Genomic DNA, 19,269 nt, shown 5'->3' with positions numbered 1-19,269 from the left:
GCCTGTTATGTAATTAAATTTTTTAAATCAGGGGCTACAGCTGTAGTAGTCTGCATTACCCCTAAAGAAATAATAAATTTCAATGCCTCGTCTACCGTCATTGATATTTCAATGGCCTCATTCTTTGGAACCATTATCAAAAAACCTGAGGTAGGATTGGGGGTGGTAGGTATAAAAAGGGAGATCATTTCTTCTTCAGTATGCGAAGAAATCACTGAGCCGTCAGTACTGCCCGTTAAAAAAGCAATACTCCACATTCCCTTTCGAGGATATTCTACTAAGAGTACTTTGCGAAATGCCTGGCTGTTACTGGCAAACAACGCATGAATGACTTGTTTCGATGCATTATAAACGGAGCGAACCAATGGGATTCGAGCGAGTATCTTCTCACCAAAATCAACGAGGCGTTGGCCAAAGTAATTGGTAGCAATAATACCGGTCACAAAAATAATTAAAAGCGATAAAATTACCCCTAAACCTGGTATATGGACGCCTAGCAATGTATCAGGGCGATAGGCGTTTGGCAGCAAAGCCATGGTTTTATCAAGTAATTCAATAACAAATCGTAAGACGATGAATGTAACGACAATTGGCAACCAAACTACCAAGCCCGCAAGAATATATCGGCGGAAAATTTTAGATTTCAATCTTTATTACCCTTTTTTTCAGTTTTAGTTGGTGTTTCTGCTGCCGGTTTTTTTTCGGTGACTGCTGATTTATCAGATGTAGCTGGAGTCGTCGTCTTTTTTTCTTTATTTTTAAAATCAGTTGCATACCAACCCGTTCCTTTTAATTGGAAACCGGCAGCTGAAACTAAGCGTACAGCAGTTTCTTCAAAACATTTGGGGCACTGTTTTACTGGTGCATCGCTAATTTTTTGCATCAAATCAAATTGATGATGGCATTTTTTACACTCGTACTCGTAAATTGGCATCAATTAATCTCCAAAAATTGACCATTCACGCTATTTTTTAGCTTATTGAGAATAGTACTGAATTATAGCTAACCTGATGTCCAGGAACAATGCATTAAGGGGTTTTTGTATCAGTATTTATTGCTTTTATAGTCTTCTTTATTGCCTTAATGCAGCGACTGTATACATAAACAGGTATATTTTTAGGCTAGTTGGCTGCTAAATTCAGGAGATCCTTCGCTACGCTCTGGATGACGACGGTTACGTCATCCAGAAAGCGGCATTAGCCGCTTGAAGGATCTTTTCGCTTCACTCTATGATGGAGTCTTCAACTCCAGATAGTATGCTGGGAAGTTATGCCAGTGTGCTGCTTTGAATGAAATCTATGCCATAGAGGGTATTCCCAAAGATGATTCGAAACAATAAGTGAGAAAATGCGGTATTAGTTTTCCTTGAAATGGTAGGGTAGCAAGCAATGGTGCTGAAATTTTCTCAGATAAGGTCGCTATATTTTCTGATAACGCTAACATATCTTTATCCAGGCAATTAGCAATCCAGCCGCTAAATGGAATATTGTGTTGTTGCAAAACTGAGGTTGTTAATAATGCGTGATTTATACACCCCAATTTCATCCCCACCACTAAAATAACCGGTATTCTGGTTAACTTTAAAAAGTCCAGCCAGGTTTCCTCATCATTTAGAGGAACCATTAAACCGCCTGCACCTTCTATAAAAAGATAATCCAGGGTTTTATAATATTCCTGTTGACAAAAAGCAGCAATTTCATGGGCTGTTAGCTCTATACTTTCTGCTCTTGCAGCTAAATGTGGCGAAATGGGAAGTCGAAATTTCCAGTTATTAACAGGATAATTAACCTGTTTATTATGTTTTTGCAAATGCAATACATCTTCATTAATTAATTCCCCATTTTTTTCAATACAGCCACTAGCAAGCGGTTTAATGGCCATCCCTTTTTTTTCAAGTTGCGTCAAATAATCAAGAATCTGGCAAGTAACATAGGTTTTACCGCAATTGGTATCGGTACCCGTAATAAAAAATGCTCTCATTTAAAAATCGTCTCCAGAGTATTTATGAAGTCCTCTTCATGGGAGAGAAAAGGCATGTGTGCTGCATTTGGAAACATCATGTAATTGAAAGAAGGATATAGCTTTTGCATTGCCGCCATTGTTGTATGCGGTGTAATCGCATCAAGTCGACCGAATAAATAACTGGTGGGTTTTTTAAAATGATGCATCGATTCTCGTAAATCCCAGCCTGCAAGAATGTCCAATCCAGCTTGCAAACTTTCCACAGGGGGTAAGGACTGGGGAAAATAATGACAGGGTTGATTTTTTAATTGCAAGCTAACAAACTCGGAAATAGTTTGATGTGGTTTTACTGTTAGATTGTGAAAAAAATTGTTAAAAACAGCTTCAGCAACCCCTGGCCAATTCTTTTCTTTAATAAATCGCGGAGAAGAAGCAATATTGATTAGGTGAGTCACTTGCTCGGGGAGCTCTACGGCTAGGCGAGAAGCGTAGAGTCCACCCATAGACCAACCAAGTAAAGCAAATTGGTTTGGTAGTTGTCTGAGTAGTTCACACTTGAATTGTTCCCAATTCATTAATGAACTAAGACCAAATCCAGGCAAGTCTACCAAATAAAGCGTGTATTTTCTTTCCAACGGGGCGGCTATATTAAACCATATAGTATGATCAAATCCCCAACCGTGAAGGAGAACAAGCGCCAGCCCTTCCCCTTGTATTTTAATGTTCAGACTCATAAATTCGTTCTAAATTTAAAAATAAGACATCGATATCTTCAGGTTCATGATGATAATTTAAGATAACCCGAAGCCCAGTATTCCTTTTACTGACAGTTGGTTCTCGCATAGGCTGGCAAAAAATACCACGCTGTTTTAATTGTTCCGCGTAATGCAATGCTTTGCGAGGACAACCCAGTCGCAATTGCTGAATAGGAGTTTCTGACTGTTGCCATGTCAAAGAAGATAATTTGATTGCATGATGAAAATAGTCAATTAATTGAAACAACTTCTTGCGTCTGCAATCAGCTTCAAGAAGCAGCGTAAGGGACTCTAATACACCATAAGCAATGGCGGGGCTAATGGCTGTGGAATAAATATAAGACCTAGCTGACTGTAACAACGCATCAATCCACCTGGCTTCCCCTACTACAACGGCTCCTTGAGCACCAAGTGATTTTCCAAAAGGAATAATTCTTAAAGGCACATCGTGCTCTGTCAACTCGTGGTGTGCTACCGCCCCAAGTCCTTGTGAACCTAAAATACCAAAAGCATGGGCTTCATCAACGATCATCGTTGCATTCTTTTTTCTACATAAATTTGCCATTTCAGAGAGCGGGGCTATTTGACCACTCATACTAAAAATTCCTTCAGTTATAAGCACGGTATTCGTTGTTTCCATGGTTAATTTGACTTGTAAGTCCCTAAAATTATTATGTAAAAATCGGGTATAACGCGCTTTACTGAGCTGAATTCCATCGTAGAAGGAAGCGTGAAGGCATTTATCAATAAAAAGATGCCCATCTAGTCGAGCCAGTAATGAGATAATCCCCAGGTTGGCAGCATATCCTGATGAAAATAATAAAGCATCCTCTGTGTTTAAAGCACTTGAAAACGCATCCTCAAGTGTTTTATGAATAGAATGGTAACCACATACTACCATCGAACCGCCACTGCCACTGGGATATTTATCAAACCCTTGCTGGAAGGCTTTTTTAATACGGCTGCTGCTTGTCAATGATAAATAATCATTTGAACTGAAATTTAGCGCAGGTTTTAAGCTGCACACCAACTGCCGTTGCCGGTGGAGGTCTGTGGCATGAAGTGCTTTTGAATAATTAACAAGTGCGCTTTCTATCATGTTTGTGCGAATGCTTTTAACCCTAACTTTTCAAAAAGGAGTTGATCTTTGTCTTGTTTGGGGTTGTCTTCTGTAAGCAATTTATTACCAATAAAAATCGAATTTGCACCGGCAAAGTAGCAAAGCGCTTGGAGCTCATCACTCATTTCCGTTCTGCCGGCCGTTAAGCGAATCACACTTTTGGGCATTAAAAGGCGCGCTGTGGCTATGGTGCGAACCAGCTCAATGCCTTCAACCGGTTGTGCTTTTGCCAGCGGTGTACCTTCAACAGGGATTAAACGATTAATAGGTACACTTTGAGGAGGGGGTTCCATATTGGCTAAAGTCAGCAGAAATTCTATTCTATCCTGACGCGTCTCCCCTAACCCTAAAATCCCGCCGCAACAAACACCAATCCCCGCATTTCTTACATGCTCAATTGTTTCCAGTCGGTCGCTAAATTTGCGGGTTGTTGCTACTTTGTCATAATAAGACGGTGAGGTGTCAATATTATGATTGTAATAATCCAAGCCAGCTTCTTTTAGTACATTGGCCTGTTCTGCGGTTAGCATGCCCAGAGTCATGCATGTTTCCAGCCCCATCGCCTTAACGCCAGCAATCATTTCTTTTAGCTGAGGCATTGCTTTATCTGGAGGACATCGCCACGCTGCTCCCATGCAAAAGCGTTTGGCGCCGTTTTCTTTAGCGTCCTTGGCTTTCAGCAAAACATCATTAACTGTCATTAGTTTTTCTTTTTCCACATGGGTTTTATGATGACCGCTTTGCGAACAGTATCCACAATCTTCCGGACAAGCACCGGTTTTAATACTTAGCAATTTGGCAAGTTGGACGGTATTTTCTGAATGATTTTCTTTGTGTACGCCATGTGCTGAATAAATCAAATCATTAAATGGTTGCTCATAAATTGCGGTTATTTCATCGAGTGTCCACGGCTTATTAGTCACTATCGCCCCTTGATTAATTGTTCTTAAGAGAAAATGAATTACCCCTTTCTCTCCTGATCTCATCATGATAAAGTCAGTCCATTTATTGTCAACCAAAAAATTATCAAATGGTTAACATTGATCGCATCGTTACAAAAGATTTAAAGCATATCTGGCATCCGTGCAGTCAAATGAAAGATTTTCAAAACTATCCCCCTTTGGTTGTTCATGGAGCAAAAGGCAGTAATTTGTATACGGATAAAGGACCACTTATTGATGCTTTATCAAGTTGGTGGTGTAAATCTCTGGGCCACGGTCACCCTGCTGTTATTGCGGCTATTCAAAAGCAATTAGAAACATTTGAGCATGTTATCGGAGCAAATACAGCTCATCCGCTTTTAGCAGAACTAGGTGAAAAGCTTGCTGGCTTAAGTGGTAATCAACATGTTTTCTTCGCAAGTGACGGCTCGAGTGCTGTTGAAATTGCAATGAAATTAGCCCTACATGCCTCCCAATTAAAAGGCAACGTTCATAAAACAAATTTTATTGCCTTAAAAAACAGCTACCACGGGGAGACATTGGGAACATTAAGCATCAGCGATTTAGGTCTTTATAAAAAACCCTACGAAGGTTATGGGGTAACTTGTCATTTTTTACAATCAATACCTTATGTACCTAATACCGCTTCCCCGTTATGGATCGATTCAGACGAGTACTGGCAACAAACACTTTTACAACTTGAAAAAATAAAAAATAATGCCTGTGCCGTTATTGTTGAACCCATTGTACAGGGTGCTGGAGGGATGTTGTGCTACAGTGCTGATTTTTTAAAAAAATTGGCACAATGGGCAAAAGAGAGCGATATTTATTTTATTGCAGATGAAATTATGACCGGCTTGTGCAGAACGGGTAAATGGTTTGCTTGTGATTACGCCAATGTTAAACCCGATTTAATGTGTTTATCGAAAGGATTAACCTCAGGGACCTTGCCTTTAAGTTGTGTGTTAATCAGTCATTCAATTTTTGAGCTTTTTTATGATGACTATGAGAAAGGAAAGTCATTTTTGCATTCTCACACCTACAGTGGTAATGCCTTAGCTTTAAGTGCCGCTATGGCAACGATAAGAACAATGGAAGAAGAAAAAAGTTACGAACAGGCAGAACGTCTTGGCTATTTAATGCATTCTCTTATGGAGGAAATAGGCATCATCACCGGGAAAATAAATAATATTCGATCCATAGGCGCCATGGTCGCCGCAGATTTAATTGAGATTAAAGGTCAACGTATCGGCTACGAGTTATCAAAAGAAGCTATTAGTCGCGGCGCCTTACTAAGACCATTGGGAAATACATTGTACTGGCTACCTCCTCTTAATATTGAGTACCAAACTGTTGAGAATTTGGCTGAAATCACTCTAAACTCTATAAAGGCAATTTACAGCTGAAATTAATGCAAAAGAACGGCCCTCATAAACATGCCCCTGTGCAGCAAGCACTCAATATCATATGGATGTTTCTTACAGTTATTTTTCTTATTTTTGCGTTGTACTTTCAATGGCTGCATAATGAAGTTGAAAAGCAACACCAAGTAAGCTTAATGACTAACTCCCTAAGAGTCAAAATTGATAATTTAATAGAAAATGCGTTAAAGTCTGTTTACGCTCTCCCGTTATACGGTAGAAATTTGGAGGATTGTAAACCCAATCTACTGTCCCTTTTGAAAAGTGCTGTATTTAATAACCCTATTATCTCAGACATTGTTATTAGCGATGACCAAAATAAGATTATTTGTTCCACGTTAGGGAAAAAATATGTTCTGCCTCCTTTTTCTGTAGAAAGTCCGGCACTCTTTGGACCTTTAAAAATTGATAATTTAAGGGAAAATGCATTCCTCTTACAGCAAAAACTTGGTAACTACCATCTCGGGGTTTATATTGTTGAATCCTTGATTCAAAATATACTAAGTTCAATGCCCAAGGAGGTTGTATTTGCTGGGCTTTATAATCAACGCCAACGAAAATTTATTCTCTATGAAGGGGTAGCCCCCTTAAAAAGACAACATGAAAGTGAACCTCATCGGGCTGATGCGCAACTACAAAATCTGGATGCATATAAAATTGTTTTGATAGCTGACCCTAAACATTTCACCTTAAGTTTTATTTTCCGTTTGTTGATTGCAATTTCTGTCATTCTGTTTCTTTCAATGTTGATTTACTGGCAATTACGAAATGTTTTAAATAAACGTTTCTCACTAATTTATGCATTACAGGTTGCTCTTAAAAACAATAGTTTTCAACCGGTTTATCAGCCTGTGATGGATTGTGAACAAAATAGATATTGTGGCGCTGAAATTTTATTGCGTTGGCAAACTGACAGGCATGAAATTCTGCCTGAGTCGTTTATTGAGGAAGCTGAACAATCTGGTCTGATTGTGCCTATAACGCTACAAGTGTTAAGAAAAGCATTTATAGAATTACATCACTTCTTGAGGGCACATCCGGATTTTCATCTTGCTTTAAATTTGTCAGCCGGTCATTTTCTGGATAAACATTTTTTCACTAAATTTTATCAATTGTGCGAGCAGTATCATATTAGACCACAGCAAGTCATGGTTGAATTGACTGAAAGGGAATTATTTGATCAAAATAATAAAGCACTTATAGCAAAAATGTATGATTTAAGAGACCGAGGCCATGCTTTGGCAATTGATGATTTTGGTACAGGTCATGCAAGTATTAAATATTTACAACATTTTCCATTTAACTATTTAAAAATAGACAAGATTTTTGTTCATGCAATTGGTACGGGAGCTATTACAGAAAGCTTGAATCAAGCTATCATTCATATGGGAAATTCATTAAAGCTTCAAATAATTGCGGAAGGTGTAGAAACCAAAGAGCAATTTATGTTTTTGCGTCAATGTCATGTAAGATTTATGCAAGGTTGGTTTTTTGAAAAAGCGATGCCTTATGAACGTTTAATAAGAACAATTAATGGATTAAAACATGAAAAATAAATTATTAGCGATTGCTTGTTACAGCCTTTTTTTGATATCACAATCATCTCCGGCAGCCGTAGTTTTAGATACTAGTTATTGGAAGTGTACCGCTTATGATGCTGAAAATAGATCCTGGGTTGGCCATAGTGATTATCAAATAACCTCCATTAATAGAGCTTTTGATGCCTGTAAAAAGCAAAGTCGGGTACCTGCAACTTGCAAAACATCTAAAGAAGATTGTGAAGCAATCGTAAATGGTATGACGACTCGCCCCATGTGGCGATGCCTGGCTTTGGATTTAGCTGCTGTCCCGTGGTTTAGCAATATTTATGAGAATGCCACCGACGCAGCAATGGCGGCCAAATCATTTTGCCAGGCTAATAGTGCTTTACCGGAAACTTGTTATGTTTATTTGTTCACTTGTCGAAATTTAAATGTACGGAATTTTTAATGTATTGCGTCGGATTAACAGGTGGTATTGCAAGTGGAAAGTCGACCGTGGCTTCTTTATTTAAAAACAAGAGAATCACGGTAATTAGTGCGGATCAGGTTGCTCGTGAGTTAATGCAATCTGATGAGCAGGTACAGGAAAAAATTGTAAAACAATTTGGGGAGTCTATTTTGAATTCTTCCAAAGAAATTGACCGTATCAAACTTCGACAAATCATTTTTGCTAATCCAGAACAACGATTATGGTTGGAACAATTGTTACACCCTCTTATTAGACAACGAATTGTGGAGTTAGTTCACAATAGCAAAAGTTCTTATTCCATTGTCGAAATACCTTTGCTAAAAGAGCGTAAAAGCTACCCTTATCTTGACCGTGTAATAGTAGTGTTAGCAGAACCACAAGAGCAAATTAAACGTGTCATGGAAAGGGATAATTGTACACAAAGAGAGGCTCAAGCAATCCTTGCGGCCCAACCGAGTGATGCTGAAAGAATTGCAATAGCAGATGATATTATTTTCAATAATACTTCTCTTGCAGCACTAAAACTCAAAGTAGAAGCCTTGCATCAGCAGTATTTACGATTTGCTTCCTCTGCATTTGAGCAAGATTGAATGCGTGTGTGCATAAAGCACGGCAAGTAGGTAAAAGAAGCAATTTGCGCTCATTAGAAGCGTTTACTTCGGTAAGAGCATAATATATTGTAACTTTTTAATTCTTATGATATTTTTTAGTATAAATTTTTTGTGTTACACTAAAAAAATCAGCTAAGGACAGCAAATTTTATATGTCTGAAGATACAATCACTTTTCAATTAGCAACTCATTTCCTGCCAAAAATTGCCTTGCGTCTTGAGTATCTTTATCAAACAATAAAACAAGGATGTGAAGAAACTCATTCAGTTATCCATCATTATGCATTAAAAAATGTGATTGAAATTCTCAAGTTAATTGAGAAACCCGAGCTTAAGAGTCGTTTTTTAAAAGAATTAATGCGTATTGAGCATGCTTTAAATAAAAGCAATACCGTAATTTCTGAACCTCAATATAAGAACCTATGCACACAAATCCAAATTTTAACGCATGTTGCTGGACGATTTGGTGGCGAAATTCATAATAATCCATTCTTGCAATCCATTAGGGTTTACTCTTCAACCCAAAATAATGATTGTGAAATGTATTCCCCTCAGCTTCTCCTGTGGTTAGGTTCAGAGCCAGAACTACGACAGCGTGATTTGGAAAACTGGTTAAAAAATTTAAAAATTTTACATTCTACGGTTGAGTTATACCTATCATTACTGCGCGACAGTGCTGAGTTTAATAAAATTGATATGTACAACGGGTTTTATCAACGGTCCCTACCGCCTCGATCGTCTTGTCATCTTATTCTGTTAAGGATTGAAAAATCATTTGGCATTGTCCCCAGAATGCAATTAGGCCATCATGGCTTAAGTCTTCGTCTATGCGATATCAGCACAATGCGTGAAGTGCGTGAAACAAACGCAAAACTTGACCTGGCGATTTGTCAGCTGTGACTGTAGCGTTTCCTGGTTTCTGTAATTTTTTTATTTTGGCATAATACTCAAGAATAATTAATGGGGTATTCCTTTGTCGTACAAACATTATGGGGCGTTCTATGCAGCCCTGTCGGGACTTTTTTTTGGATTAATTGGCTATTTTGGTGTTAGCGTGATGAATGCTAACATTTCAGTGAACAACATGCTATTTTGGCGCTTTTTAATTTCAAGTCTTTTCCTTGGTGCGCTTTTAATCCCCCATGTTAAAAAACTCACGTTTGATGCCAAAGAATTAGCTAAAATTACTTTTTATGGCGCTGTCTTTTATGGTACCTGCTCCATTCTTTATTTTGTGGCCACCCAATATATTGGATCGGGATTATCCATGGTTATATTTTTTACTTATCCATCAATGGTACTATTAATTAATTTCTTATTTTTTAAACAGAAAATTAGCAAAATTTATTATTTGGCATTGCTAATAATATTTTTAGGGATGATATTATTGGTTAATGGGGATACATTTAGCTTTAACTTAATGGGAGTCGGTTTAAGCTTATTATCCGCCCTTTTGTACGCTCTTTATTTAATTGCCAGTAAGGGTATTTTTGTTCCGGCACTATTAGCAACATTGTTTATTTCTATTGGCGCAATGCTAACTTCTTTAATTGCAGCTTTCATTGAGGGAACATTTTTTATACCGGGGGGTTTAGATGTCTGGTTTAATCTTTGTGGAATTGGGATTATATGTACTGCCCTGCCAATGGTGTTACTTTTAAAAGGATTACAGCACATTAGTTCATTGCAAGCAGCAATATTATCCGTTTTAGAGCCGGTCTTTGTAGTCATTTTTGGCATAGCACTTCTAGGGGAACAAATTAGTTTTGTTCAAGGATTAGGGGTGATTATCCTGCTTGTAGGAGCATTGCTTTCTCTGCTCAATTATCGCTTTGAATAAATTTTCCTTGGAGCTTGTATAGGAGAGTCTAAGCTACTGTCTAAAAAACTTTTCTATTGTGAAAAGAATCATATATGATAAGCAATCGAAATACATAAGGATAGCCTATGCGTTTTATTAAAGGAAAAGAATGTGCCTTGATGTTTATTCAAGTGGCTACTCTTAGCACACCTCTTTATTCAGCTGCTTTATTTAACGACAATGCTGTTTCCAAGGATGGTCCTATGTCTTTGAATTATGTTGTTACTTTAAGCGCTGGACCCACTTGGGCAGATCCTGGTGAAACACAAACATTTTATTTAGCTCCCGGCATCGAAAAAACTTTCGTAGCGGATAATTCCAGCCACGTTTTGGCTGCGGGAGAGCTTTTTTTAGGGCTACAAAAAACCTTAAGCGAGCATTTGCAGGGGCAGTTAGGACTTGCAGTTGCAGCTGCGGGTAATGCAAGGTTATCTGGCATTATTTGGGATGACGCTGATCCCCAATTTGATAATTATAGCTATGGATATCGCATCAATCATATGCATGTCGCAGCAAAAGCCAAGCTGCTATTTAACGCGGGTTATTGGGTTATCCCCTGGATATCTGGGAGTGCAGGTGTGGGCTTTAATCATGCCTATGATTTTAATAATACCCCGTTAATTTTTGAAGCAATTCAAATGCCTAATTTTTCTTCCCATACAAAAACCTCTTTTTCTTATACGTTAGGAGCCGGGATTCAAAAAGCAGTGTCGAATAACTGGCAAGTAGGTCTCGGCTATGAATTTGCTGATTGGGGAAAGAGTCAACTTAATCGTGCAGCAGGACAAACGCTAAATAGTGGCCTTTCACTCGAGCATCTTTATACCAATGGCGTTATGTTTAATATTACTTATCTGGCATAAGGATCGGCCATGAACATCACTGGTAAATTGTTTGTTACTGTTGTTGCGCTATTAGTATTAAACACAGCGCAAGCAAAAAAAGCGGTTTGGACTTTCTTACCGCAAACAAAAACTTCTATAACAATAACATCTAGTGGTGTTGCCACTGTACAATACACAGTAACCAATCAATCCAGAAAAACACATACTTTGGTAATGACACCAATTAAAGGTGTTACGCAAGTAATAACCAATGATAATTGCCCGAAACATTTTACATTGGCGTATCATCAATCTTGTTTACTCACACTTCGTATTACAGGAAGAAACCTTAATAGAGATATAGTGGGTGGACCTAATGTGTGTGAACAGCAAAATCCTTTGGAATGTTATCAACCCTCTTCCGACGATATTCTTAACGTGAAGCTGGTAGCAGAACCTGGCAATACGATACTTTCAAGCAGTGTTTCAACTTTGGCGCTACAAACAAATGGTGTTCCACGCATTATTACAATTACTAATAGAGGTAATGAGTCTGCATTCAATGTGACTTATAAAACCTCATCTGCATTTAGAGCAGCTGCCTTGCCAACAGGAACGACCATTACTCCAACTCGCTGTGGAACTATTGCTCCAGGCGGAAAGTGTACGTTAAGAATTAATCCAGGAGCATCACCCAGTGCAGCCCCCGGTAATACTAATCCAACACCAATCACTTTAACGATTGAAGGGGATAACACCAATAGTTTGAAACCAACAATTAACATTCTAACTTATGGCAGCGTTTATCAATCCGGTTTTCTATTTGCCATTGATGACAGTACCCCAAATAGTGGTAGCATTGGTGGAAAAGTGGCAGCTTTAGTTGATCAATCCTTCCCAATGAGTGGAATTATATGGAGTTCTAATGGTAATGGGGGAACTACCGGTGATGCTGCTTTAGACATTATTCCTGGTATCTTAGAAACATCCGTTAATCCTCCTAGTGCTTGTAACGGAGCAATCGAGGGAGCTTGTAATAGTAACGTTATTATAACTTACTATTCACCGCCCCAAACAAATCTGGCCGTTAATTTATCTTATTATGCCGCAGGCCTCTGTGAAGCCACCATTGGTGGTTATTCGGACTGGTATTTACCTGCGATTTGTGAAATGGGCTATGATGCGTTTTCTACAGGAAGCGGTTGTGGTTCACAAGCAAACCCACGCCTGCAAAATATGCAATCCAACTTGGTGGAGAACAATGTAGGGAATTTGTTTGGGGTTTACTGGTCATCCACGGAAGGGTCTATTAACCCTGCTGGCGCAGCTTGGGCACAACTTTTTTTGATCGGTGGAACCACGCAGGATAGGGATGACAAGTTTGAACAACGCGGCGTACGATGCGTTCGGGCCCTGACTTAAAGAGATGAAGGTTGCTTTTCTTGTAAAAACGATTCTAACGTATTTATAACCTCTTTAAAGCCTGTTGTTTTTAAGTGAGCTTCTGAATTTGCACAGCAATTAATTAGAGTATAGGCCCAATAAAAAATACTGACATTCTGCGCGTTTTCAATAATAGATTTCATTTCATTGAGCGCGTCATACATTACTGCTAGCTGACCTGTTGTTTCAAAAGTTTGCTTGGCAAGTTCAAGCTTAGAAATGGATAAAGGGGTATTCTCAGAATTACTTTGAAGAAGTAAAAGTAAGTTATCAATGGCATCTATTAATTTTTTCTTTGCTTTTTCTTTTGCATCTTTTCGGGTTAGCTTAATTTCTTGCATTTTATTTTCAATCTCATCATCCATATCCTTAAGGGATTTTTTGAAGCTTTCCTCTGCAAATGGAGTTGAAGACATTGCCTTGGCAAACAATAATCCTCCTATAATTGCATCATTGACACCATGTGCCAGATTATAATTAGGCGGCCGCCTGGCATCACCGATTTGTGCAAATACACCATTACTCAAATTTAGAACGGCTGTTTTGCAAACTTCTATGGTCATTGAAAAAACTGTTGTTTGTAGCTTATCCTTTGCGGGTGTATTTTTACTTTCCCTATACTCAAGGTGCTCCTCATCGAAACCATAGTGCTTTTTTATAAATGAAGAAGCCCATTTTTTTAAAAGTTCTGTCTGTTCTGGTTTTGAAGCAGCAAAAATTTGTTGTGGAATTTCACCTGCAAAATAAAATTTGGTACAGGCAGCATTGGTAAATATGTAATATTTAGGTGAATAACTTTCTTGCCATCCTTGCGATGCTAAAAACTGCATTTCATTGATGACATCTGTTTGAAACTGCTTTTTATTAGGGTTTACGTTAGATTTCAACTTAAGCTGTACAACAGCATGATAAGGGTGTCTTTCTTGAGAGGTTGCTAATTCGTATTCAATGGGCTGTTTAAAACAATCGGCAACAAGGTTTGCTGTAGAATGCCACGCACCGTCAGCACCTAAAAGATTATGAAAGTAATATTTTTCATTATTATTCAGGACTAAACAATCAGCATTTCCCTCTGCTCCCTGGGTTATTTTTTGAATAGCATGATCGCTATTCTTAGGCACTTTAACAATAGTAACATTAGGTAATTTACTTAGTTTGCGATAAAGATATTTTTCAATGTCTTTGGTCTGTAATGTTTTCTCTAGACCATATTTTTTCCAAAATGTAACATCCAAAGGATTCTGATGGTCAAAATGTTTTAACAAAAATTGCTCTGTCTCGCGGGTTAAAATTAAGCGTTGTCCGCGAATGTAGTGCTCTCGATTTGTGAAGACAAGCACTTCTTTTCCTTGATGTGCTATTTCAAGAGCAGCAGATAACCCACCTGGACCTAGTCCTACAATAGCAACATCAGCAGCGGCATCCTCTTCATTAAATTTATTACGCATCAAAGTAAAAAACGTTAAGTTATGTATAAATTATATACATTCGTTATTAACAAAATATTAATAAGACAAGTGTTAGATATATCGCAACTCTATTCAGGACCAAGTTTTCGAACGAAGTGAAGCTATTTTGTTCAAAGAGCGTACTAGATGGCTTCGCTGGCTCACAATGACGCGACTCTAAATTTTTGTTCCGCACAGAGATGTCGCCAGAGGCCACTTTCAAGCTTTTTATAGCATTCTAAAATGGAATGGAGATGCGAAAAAATTTCTTTTTTCCTTTTTGATAAAATCATTTAGCATGCTAGTTGTTCATAGAATACACAAAGAGATTGATATGTTGACTATTGATATGATTAAACGAAAAAGATGCGAGGAGCAGCTGACTTTATCTTACCTTAACATTACTGATTCGGATATTCCTTTAATTTGTAATTTCCTAATGGTACATCCAGAAATTACTCATCTAGATCTCTGTCATAATCAAATTACTGATGTTGGTGCAAAAATCTTAGCATCTATTCAAAACATCCAGGAATTAATTATTCATCATAATCAAATTAGTGAAGAAGGTATAAAAGTGCTTCACGAACAAGATCCCCATAAAAAAGCAAATTACGGTATACCGACTGGAGTTAATTCAGGAGTACCCTCTTTACTAAATTTATCACTCTTTAAAGCCATTTCCTCTGGATTGGATGTAACTAAGGCACCTGAAGAATGTCGCTCATTAAAATCCTGTAAAATCATAAGCGTAGATCCGTTTACCACACTTTTTTATACTGATGATGAACAAGAGGTAAGAGATAGGTTTTATGCAGATAGACAACTCTATGTAAATATGGTCTATTCTATGCTGGAATTGAATCACTCGAAAAACTATAACTTAAAGAAAGATACTCCCGCGCAAGTCTCTACAAGCCGTTTTTTTGGCAGCTCGCGTCTAGGCAGTGCTTCGGATTCTACGGCAACCGCTTTGGACTTGGAAAGTCTTCGGGCACATCGAATCGCTTATTTCGACCCCAAATAAAAGAGCCAGTAGCAAAGGACACATTTCTTTCGATAGCTTTTGTCGTTAAGACGTCAACCAGACTACATTCAAGCTATTGTCGAAAATGATCCTAACTTGTACTTATGTGAATAAGACGAGATAATACAGAGGCCGCCCTAGTATTACCCTTGGTATTAAGTATGATTGAACTTTTGCCGTATAACCCAAAATGGAATGACAATTTTAAACAATTAAGGGATTTATTATTATCGCTTACCAATAACTTAATTTTAGAAATCGCTCACATCGGTTCAACGTCCATTCCAGAAGCACCTGCAAAAGATATTATCGACATACAATGTGCTATTAGTACATTTGACAGAATAAATCAAATTAAATTAGTACTCGAATCTCTTGGTTTTACCTTTATTGACTCAATACGGCAGGATCACGTTCCTTTTCAGTCGGAAGATTATTTTAACTCGAATTGGGAAAAGCGCTTTTTTTCTGGGGTATGGAACAACCAAAAATATAATATTCATATTCGTATTTACAACAGTTTGAATTGGAAGTTCGCTATACAATTCAGAGATTTTATGACTGCAAATAAGAATGCTCGTTTTGCCTACATGCAATTTAAGGAGAGATTAGCCTCTGCCGAAATTAACAAAGATGCTTATTGCATGGTGAAGGATAGTGTTATTGATTTATTGTCTTTACAGTTTTTTAAACCTGATTAATTAACTGTTTCGAGGCCGTGCAATAAATCAAAGATTTTGATATTCGCCTCAGGGAATTCATAAGTAGTTAGGTCGCTAATAGTAGCCCAGCGAAGATCCATTTGGGACTCAAGACAATGAGGCTCTCCTTTATAATCTCTCACTACAAAAATGAGTAAACTAACAACCTTTGTACTATAGGCATGAGTAATTTCTTCCAAAAAACGAAATGAAAGAATTTCAAGACCTACTTCTTCCTTTATTTCCCTAACAAGCGCTTCAGCAGGCGTTTCATCAGGTTCAACTTTACCTCCTGGAAATTCCCACAGGCCTCCATGAGGAACATGGGATGGCCTGCGTGTAATGAGTACCTCACCTGATTGATTAAGTATAACTGCAACGGCTACTTTCAAACTAAACTTCCGTGGCATGATTTGTATTTTTTACCGGAGCCACAAGGACAAGGATCATTTCGGCCTATTTTTCTTTCGGCCCGTCTAAATGTCGTATCCGTTTGCTCCCTATTCCCAGCATCACCCTCTTGATGAAGAAATTGCATTTTTTGTACTTGCTCTGCACGACGTTGTTCTTCTACGGCGTTAACATCCTCCGCTGTTTGTACTTCAACTGAAGATAGTAAGCGGACAATTTCATATTTTAAATTATCCAACATCATGGAAAACAGTGTGAATGCTTCACGTTTATATTCTTGTTTAGGATCCTTCTGGGCATAACCTCGTAAATGAATTCCCTGACGTAAGTGATCCATTGCTGCCAAATGTTCTCGCCAATGGTTATCAAGTGTCTGTAGAATAACCGATTTCTCAAAGTCAGCGAGTACTTCCCTTCCTGTTAATTGTTCTTTTTCGTGGTAACGGTCAACTGCAAGCTTATAAATTTTTTCACGAATTTCTTCAGGTTGCAGACTATGGTCAGCCTCTACCCATTCATTAATATTCGCTTTAATTTTGAAATCTTCGGCTAGTGTTTGAGATAAACCTTTTAAATCCCATTGATCTTCTAAACTTTGCGGTGGAATAAAGTTATCCACCAAACCATAGATAACGTCTTGGCGCATAGCTTCTACGACTTCTTGAGGATCTTTCACAGCCATGAGACCGGCGCGCTGGCTGTAAATTACCTTCCTTTGCTCGTTAGCAACATTGTCATAATCAAGCAATTGTTTACGAACGTCAAAGTGATGACCTTCCAGCTTACGTTGAGCATTTTCAATAGCCTTAGTAACCAAATTATGTTCAATAGGTTCTCCTGGCTTCATCCCTAAACGACGCATCATTGCAGCGACTCGCTCAGAAGCAAAAATTCGCATTAGATTATCATCTAGTGAAAGGTAAAAACGACTGCTTCCCGGATCACCCTGACGCCCTGAACGGCCGCGAAGCTGATTATCAATACGTCGTGATTCATGGCGTTCAGAACCAACAATTCTTAAGCCCCCTGCTTCAAGGACAGCGTCATGACGCTTTTGCCAATCTGCTTTAATTGCCTGGCGCTGTGCATCCGTTGCTTCAGGAGGTAAGGCGGCAAGTTCGGCGGATAGGCTGCCGCCCAGCACAATATCTGTACCACGCCCAGCCATATTCGTAGCAATTGTTACCACCCCTGGCCGCCCGGCTTCTGCAATGATCTGAGCCTCTTTTTCATGGAATTTGGCATTCAATACCTGATGCTTTAAGCCTGCTTTTTTCATGAGATTACTTAATAATTCAGAGGCTTCAATGGAGGCAGTACCAACCAATACGGGCTGTTTTCTTGCCACGCAATCTTTTACGTCTTCAATAATCGCTTCGTATTTATCTTGCTGTGTTAAGTAAACCAGATCAGGTTGATCATGACGGCGCATGGGCTTGTTAGTGGGAATAACGACCACTTCAAGATTATAAATTTGTTGAAATTCGTATGCCTCTGTGTCTGCTGTTCCTGTCATGCCGCTTAATTTATTATACAGCCTGAAATAATTCTGGAATGTGATAGAAGCCAGAGTTTGGTTTTCATGTTGAATGGCAACACCTTCTTTCGCTTCGATAGCCTGGTGTAATCCTTCAGACCAACGACGGCCCGACATGGTACGGCCTGTGTGTTCATCAACAATAACCACTTGATTGTCTTTGACAATGTAATCTACATCACGATGAAACATGGTATGCGCTCTTAACGCAGCATTAACATGGTGCATTAATATAATATTACTTGCATGATAGAGACTTTCGCCTGGATCAATAAGATTTCTTTCAGTGAGTAAATCTTCTACGTATTGATGTCCTGCCTCGGTAAGATGAGCCTGTTTTTGTTTTTCATCGACAGTATAATGGCCACCATCGCCCTCTTCATTCTGTTTTTTAAGATGAGGAATTAATTCATTAACTTTTCTGTACAGTTCAGAACTTCCTTCAGCAGCACCTGAAATAATTAATGGGGTTCGCGCTTCATCAATGAGAATAGAATCAACTTCGTCAACAATAGCAAAATTTAATTCTCGCTGTACTTTATCGTCTAGACTAAAAGCCATGTTGTCACGCAAATAATCGAAACCAAACTCATTATTGGTTCCGTAAACGATATCGGCACGATAAGCCGCTTGCTTTTCAGGGTGGGGCATATCCGGGTATATAACACCCACTGTCAGGCCTAAAAACTCATAGATAGGTTTCATCCATTGGCTGTCACGTTTAGCAAGATAATCGTTAACCGTAACAATGTGGACGCCTCGTCCGGTAAGTGCATTTAAATAAGCAGGAAGAGTCGCGACCAGGGTTTTACCCTCCCCAGTGCGCATTTCAGCAATGTTTCCCTCATGGAGCACTATCCCCCCGATGAGCTGCACATCAAAATGCCTCAGCCCTAATGTTCGCACGGCAACTTCTCTTACCGCAGCAAAGGCCTCGGCGAGCAGTTCATTCAGGGTCTCACCATCAGCCAGGCGCGCCTTAAACTGCGCAGTTTTAGCTGCTAATTCTTCATTTGACAGTGCCTGCATCTGTGCTTCAAACGCATTGACTGCTTCCACTGTTTTTTCCATTCGACGCAAAGTACGCTCATTGCGGCTACCAAACATTTTTTTCATCAGGGTATTTAACATAGCCTTGATAATCCTCTAGACAAGTCCAGCTTCAAAACTGCTTAATTTACTAGAAATTTGCTAAAAA

General features: G+C 38.7%; 19 protein-coding genes. 10 read left to right on the top strand and 9 right to left on the bottom strand.

Translation table 11 applies throughout. The features are described 5' to 3' along the window. Nucleotides 1–5 precede the first annotated feature (5 nt). The 6 genes from Ljam_RS12380 to bioB all read right to left on the bottom strand — a co-directional run bounded on the left by Ljam_RS12380 (nucleotide 6) and on the right by bioB (nucleotide 4,760). Nucleotides 6–647, bottom strand: coding sequence for a DUF502 domain-containing protein (locus Ljam_RS12380; protein WP_058450318.1), 642 nt, complete (start codon nucleotides 645–647; stop codon nucleotides 6–8). Then, nucleotides 644–934 (bottom strand): FmdB family zinc ribbon protein, encoded by a 291-nt coding sequence (locus Ljam_RS12375; protein ID WP_058450317.1) that lies wholly within the window; start codon nucleotides 932–934, stop codon nucleotides 644–646. The genes Ljam_RS12380 and Ljam_RS12375 overlap by 4 nt, the downstream gene beginning before the upstream one ends. Before the next feature lie 362 nt (nucleotides 935–1,296). Next, on the bottom strand, nucleotides 1,297–1,980 hold the full coding sequence (bioD, locus tag Ljam_RS12370) for a dethiobiotin synthase (RefSeq protein WP_058450316.1): 684 nt from the start codon (nucleotides 1,978–1,980) through the stop codon (nucleotides 1,297–1,299). Then, complete coding sequence (locus tag Ljam_RS12365; RefSeq protein ID WP_058450315.1) at nucleotides 1,977–2,696, bottom strand: alpha/beta fold hydrolase; 720 nt, start codon at nucleotides 2,694–2,696, stop codon at nucleotides 1,977–1,979. The genes bioD and Ljam_RS12365 overlap by 4 nt, the downstream gene beginning before the upstream one ends. Next, complete coding sequence (locus Ljam_RS12360) at nucleotides 2,680–3,816, bottom strand: aminotransferase class I/II-fold pyridoxal phosphate-dependent enzyme (RefSeq protein WP_058450314.1); 1,137 nt, start codon at nucleotides 3,814–3,816, stop codon at nucleotides 2,680–2,682. The genes Ljam_RS12365 and Ljam_RS12360 overlap by 17 nt, the downstream gene beginning before the upstream one ends. Then, entirely contained in the window at nucleotides 3,813–4,760 is a 948-nt protein-coding gene (bioB, locus tag Ljam_RS12355; protein WP_420795620.1) for a biotin synthase BioB, read from the bottom strand. The genes Ljam_RS12360 and bioB overlap by 4 nt, the downstream gene beginning before the upstream one ends. A 107-nt stretch (nucleotides 4,761–4,867) precedes the next feature. Between bioB and bioA the strand changes: the two genes are divergently transcribed. From bioA to Ljam_RS12315, 8 genes are all read left to right on the top strand, one after another. Further along, entirely contained in the window at nucleotides 4,868–6,184 is a 1,317-nt protein-coding gene (bioA, locus tag Ljam_RS12350) for an adenosylmethionine--8-amino-7-oxononanoate transaminase (RefSeq protein ID WP_058450313.1), read from the top strand. 5 nt (nucleotides 6,185–6,189) lie between these two features. Continuing rightward, entirely contained in the window at nucleotides 6,190–7,755 is a 1,566-nt protein-coding gene (locus Ljam_RS12345) for an EAL domain-containing protein (RefSeq protein WP_058450312.1), read from the top strand. Beyond that, entirely contained in the window at nucleotides 7,745–8,188 is a 444-nt protein-coding gene (locus tag Ljam_RS12340; protein WP_058450311.1) for a hypothetical protein, read from the top strand. Before Ljam_RS12345 ends, Ljam_RS12340 begins: the two co-directional genes overlap by 11 nt. Then, a complete protein-coding gene (gene coaE, locus Ljam_RS12335; RefSeq protein WP_058450310.1) occupies nucleotides 8,188–8,799 on the top strand; it encodes a dephospho-CoA kinase in 612 nt (203 codons plus the stop codon). Before Ljam_RS12340 ends, coaE begins: the two co-directional genes overlap by 1 nt. 173 nt (nucleotides 8,800–8,972) lie before the next feature. Further along, nucleotides 8,973–9,719 (top strand): cell division protein ZapD, encoded by a 747-nt coding sequence (zapD, locus tag Ljam_RS12330; protein WP_058450309.1) that lies wholly within the window; start codon nucleotides 8,973–8,975, stop codon nucleotides 9,717–9,719. Between the two features lie 73 nt (nucleotides 9,720–9,792). Further along, nucleotides 9,793–10,659, top strand: a complete 867-nt coding sequence (locus Ljam_RS12325) for a DMT family transporter (protein WP_058450308.1) — start codon at nucleotides 9,793–9,795, stop codon at nucleotides 10,657–10,659. Between the two features lie 224 nt (nucleotides 10,660–10,883). Beyond that, nucleotides 10,884–11,543, top strand: a complete 660-nt coding sequence (locus tag Ljam_RS12320; RefSeq protein WP_238583752.1) for an outer membrane protein — start codon at nucleotides 10,884–10,886, stop codon at nucleotides 11,541–11,543. Nucleotides 11,544–11,552: 9 nt separating this feature from the next. Next, on the top strand, nucleotides 11,553–12,926 hold the full coding sequence (locus Ljam_RS12315; RefSeq protein ID WP_058450307.1) for an Lcl C-terminal domain-containing protein: 1,374 nt from the start codon (nucleotides 11,553–11,555) through the stop codon (nucleotides 12,924–12,926). Here Ljam_RS12315 and Ljam_RS12310 read toward each other — a convergent pair. Then, nucleotides 12,923–14,395: an FAD-dependent oxidoreductase gene (locus Ljam_RS12310; RefSeq protein WP_058450306.1), complete on the bottom strand. Its 1,473-nt coding sequence runs from the start codon at nucleotides 14,393–14,395 to the stop codon at nucleotides 12,923–12,925. The genes Ljam_RS12315 and Ljam_RS12310 overlap by 4 nt on opposite strands. 334 nt (nucleotides 14,396–14,729) lie before the next feature. Here Ljam_RS12310 and Ljam_RS12305 point away from each other — a divergent pair, with 334 nt between their 5' ends. Next, nucleotides 14,730–15,422: a leucine-rich repeat domain-containing protein gene (locus Ljam_RS12305; protein WP_058450305.1), complete on the top strand. Its 693-nt coding sequence runs from the start codon at nucleotides 14,730–14,732 to the stop codon at nucleotides 15,420–15,422. A gap of 161 nt (nucleotides 15,423–15,583) precedes the next feature. Further along, nucleotides 15,584–16,123, top strand: a complete 540-nt coding sequence (locus Ljam_RS12300; protein ID WP_058450304.1) for a GrpB family protein — start codon at nucleotides 15,584–15,586, stop codon at nucleotides 16,121–16,123. Here Ljam_RS12300 and mutT read toward each other — a convergent pair. Next, complete coding sequence (mutT, locus tag Ljam_RS12295) at nucleotides 16,120–16,533, bottom strand: 8-oxo-dGTP diphosphatase MutT (RefSeq protein ID WP_058450303.1); 414 nt, start codon at nucleotides 16,531–16,533, stop codon at nucleotides 16,120–16,122. The two genes, Ljam_RS12300 and mutT, sit on opposite strands and share 4 nt — an antisense overlap. Further along, entirely contained in the window at nucleotides 16,512–19,202 is a 2,691-nt protein-coding gene (gene secA, locus Ljam_RS12290) for a preprotein translocase subunit SecA (protein ID WP_058450302.1), read from the bottom strand. The genes mutT and secA overlap by 22 nt, the downstream gene beginning before the upstream one ends. Nucleotides 19,203–19,269 lie beyond the last annotated feature (67 nt).

This window comes from Legionella jamestowniensis, from assembly GCF_001467745.1.
Classification (GTDB): domain Bacteria; phylum Pseudomonadota; class Gammaproteobacteria; order Legionellales; family Legionellaceae; genus Tatlockia; species Tatlockia jamestowniensis.
The sequence above is the reverse complement of the archived record's forward strand: the minus strand, read 5'-3'. Positions and strand labels throughout refer to the sequence as shown.

Bases quoted from the DNA above. Each gene is read 5' to 3' on its own strand.
- Ljam_RS12375 (WP_058450317.1), bottom strand. From the start codon at position 934: ATGCCAATTTACGAGTACGAGTGTAAAAAATGCCATCATCAATTTGAT.
- bioD (WP_058450316.1), bottom strand. From the start codon at position 1,980: ATGAGAGCATTTTTTATTACGGGTACCGATACCAATTGCGGTAAAACC.
- Ljam_RS12365 (WP_058450315.1), bottom strand. From the start codon at position 2,696: ATGAGTCTGAACATTAAAATACAAGGGGAAGGGCTGGCGCTTGTTCTC.
- Ljam_RS12360 (WP_058450314.1), bottom strand. From the start codon at position 3,816: ATGATAGAAAGCGCACTTGTTAATTATTCAAAAGCACTTCATGCCACA.
- bioA (WP_058450313.1), top strand. From the start codon at position 4,868: ATGGTTAACATTGATCGCATCGTTACAAAAGATTTAAAGCATATCTGG.
- Ljam_RS12345 (WP_058450312.1), top strand. From the start codon at position 6,190: ATGCAAAAGAACGGCCCTCATAAACATGCCCCTGTGCAGCAAGCACTC.
- Ljam_RS12340 (WP_058450311.1), top strand. From the start codon at position 7,745: ATGAAAAATAAATTATTAGCGATTGCTTGTTACAGCCTTTTTTTGATA.
- coaE (WP_058450310.1), top strand. From the start codon at position 8,188: ATGTATTGCGTCGGATTAACAGGTGGTATTGCAAGTGGAAAGTCGACC.
- zapD (WP_058450309.1), top strand. From the start codon at position 8,973: ATGTCTGAAGATACAATCACTTTTCAATTAGCAACTCATTTCCTGCCA.
- Ljam_RS12320 (WP_238583752.1), top strand. From the start codon at position 10,884: ATGTCTTTGAATTATGTTGTTACTTTAAGCGCTGGACCCACTTGGGCA.
- Ljam_RS12315 (WP_058450307.1), top strand. From the start codon at position 11,553: ATGAACATCACTGGTAAATTGTTTGTTACTGTTGTTGCGCTATTAGTA.
- Ljam_RS12310 (WP_058450306.1), bottom strand. From the start codon at position 14,395: ATGCGTAATAAATTTAATGAAGAGGATGCCGCTGCTGATGTTGCTATT.
- Ljam_RS12305 (WP_058450305.1), top strand. From the start codon at position 14,730: ATGTTGACTATTGATATGATTAAACGAAAAAGATGCGAGGAGCAGCTG.
- Ljam_RS12300 (WP_058450304.1), top strand. From the start codon at position 15,584: ATGATTGAACTTTTGCCGTATAACCCAAAATGGAATGACAATTTTAAA.
- mutT (WP_058450303.1), bottom strand. From the start codon at position 16,533: ATGCCACGGAAGTTTAGTTTGAAAGTAGCCGTTGCAGTTATACTTAAT.
- secA (WP_058450302.1), bottom strand. From the start codon at position 19,202: ATGTTAAATACCCTGATGAAAAAAATGTTTGGTAGCCGCAATGAGCGT.